The 1,790-nt window shown below is 70.8% G+C and carries 3 protein-coding genes; 1 reads left to right on the forward strand and 2 read right to left on the reverse strand.

What is annotated here, in order from left to right; all coding sequences use genetic code 11:
• Nucleotides 1-268: DUF2000 domain-containing protein (locus VFF46_RS30315; protein ID WP_325040650.1), on the forward strand; the 268-nt coding region annotated here is incomplete at its 5' end.
• A gap of 6 nt (nt 269-274) precedes the next feature.
• On the opposite strand, the gene VFF46_RS30320 is transcribed toward VFF46_RS30315, so the two are convergent.
• Both VFF46_RS30320 and VFF46_RS30325 read right to left on the reverse strand, forming a co-directional pair.
• Nucleotides 275-1,387, reverse strand: a complete 1,113-nt coding sequence (locus tag VFF46_RS30320) for a hypothetical protein (RefSeq protein WP_325040651.1) — start codon at nt 1,385-1,387, stop codon at nt 275-277.
• Between the two features lie 153 nt (nt 1,388-1,540).
• Nucleotides 1,541-1,790, reverse strand: a 250-nt coding sequence (locus VFF46_RS30325; RefSeq protein WP_325040652.1) for a 4Fe-4S dicluster domain-containing protein, incomplete at its 5' end; no start/stop codon positions are given.

The following is a 1,790-nucleotide window of genomic DNA, read 5'->3' on the forward strand; positions in this document are numbered from 1 at the left end:
CGTCCGGTACCTGCCGATGTTCCGGCAGCCGGTGATGGTGTTCGAGGGGCCGAAGGAGTTCATGGCGGCCGCGCACGAGCGGGCGCTGGGGCGGGGGATCGAGCACTCGGTGTTCACCCAGGATTTGTTTGCCACCGGCAATGACCACGACAACCGGGCGGCGGTGAAGGCGGTCCCGACAGCGGAGCTCGATCTGGTCGGCATCGCCTTCTATGGCCCGAAGAACGCCGTAGACAAGACCCTCAAGGGCGCCACCAAGCACCCCTGAGCCACGCTAGCGGGGCGCGAATCTCGTCCAGGTGGTGCCGTTGTCGGTGCTCAGGACCACCCCGGTCGTACGCCGTTTCGGGACCTCGGGGCCGTACAGCAGATGCTGGTCGCCGGAGAGGTCGGCCAGGTCGCCGGGGTAGCCGCCGTTGACTTTCGCGGCGCCCTCGCTGATCCGGTACACCCGCGGCCGCGCCCCGGGCGGCCCGCCGATCATCATCGCCGTACCGTCGTCGAACGCGACCGGCGAGGTGCTCAGGCTGGGTGGCGGGTTCTGTACGGCGGTCCAGTGGTTGCCGCGGTCCGTGGAGATCGCCATCTTCGCGACCTGCTGCCCGCTGTCGGTGACGACCACCGTGGTGCTGACCAGCGTCTGCCCGTCGGGGCTGACCGCGAGCCGGCCGAGCTGGTTGTGGGTGTCCAGCGACTGCGAGCCCCAGGTCTTGCCGCCGTCGTCGGTCCAGACGATGTCGGTGCGGCCGATCCCGCTGAGCATCCAGCAGCGCCCGCTACCGTCGCAGATCGGCGAGCGGGTACCGCCGCCCTGGAGCATCCGGACCGTCGAGTCCTGCGGGTTCACCACCACGATCCGGCCCGGCACGATCTGGTCGGACAGCACCTCGCCCTGCTGGAACGTCGTGGTCGGCACCCGGTACCGGAGCCTGGTGAGCTGCGGCCCGTCGTACGTCAGCCGGAACAGCCTCGAGGCGCTGCCGTCCAGCGTGCCCTCGAGCGGCGGCGCGACCGCGATCGCCTCGGTACCGGTCCGTAGCGTCACGTACGGCACCGGCCAGGCGGGGGCGGTGGCGCGGATGCCGTCCCGGTCGATCACGGCGGCGTACGTGCAGTTCGGGCCGGTGGTGCAGTCCGACCAGCCGGCCGCCCACCGGTCCCGGGTGGCCATCGCCATCGACAGCACCTGCGCCCGCGGCGAGGTCACCACCGTAGTGCCGGGCGGCCCGGCGAGCGCCGGGACGAGCGCCGGCGGCTTGTCGGCCGCCGCCTCCGGCGTGGACAGGTGCAGTACGGCGACCACGATCGACGTGACCGCGGCGAGCACCCCGACGACCAGGAACGGAGGCATGCTCCGGGGCAGGCCGCAGCGCTCCAACAGCTCCACCGAGCGACGGTAGAAGCGGTCGGACAGCTCACGCAGGCGCGGCTCCACTGTCACCCCCCAAGGCAGAGATCTCCCCCGCGAGGCAGGGTCAGGTCGGCGGCAGAATCTTACCGTGCGGAGAGCGCAAGCTCGGACGGCGTCTGCGAAGCCCGCTCAGACCCGGCGGAAGATGAGCGCTCGCTTCACTTCCTGGATCGCCTTGGTGACCTCGATGCCGCGCGGACAGGCCTCGGTGCAGTTGAAGGTGGTCCGGCAGCGCCACACGCCTTCCTTGTCGTTCAGGATCTCCAGCCGCTGCTCGGTGCCCTCGTCGCGGCTGTCGAAGATGAACCGGTGCGCGCCGACGATCGCCTGCGGGCCGAAGTACTGGCCGTCGGACCAGAACACCGGGCAGGACGTCGTG

Source organism: Kribbella sp., from assembly GCF_035655035.1.
GTDB lineage: Bacteria > Actinomycetota > Actinomycetes > Propionibacteriales > Kribbellaceae > Kribbella.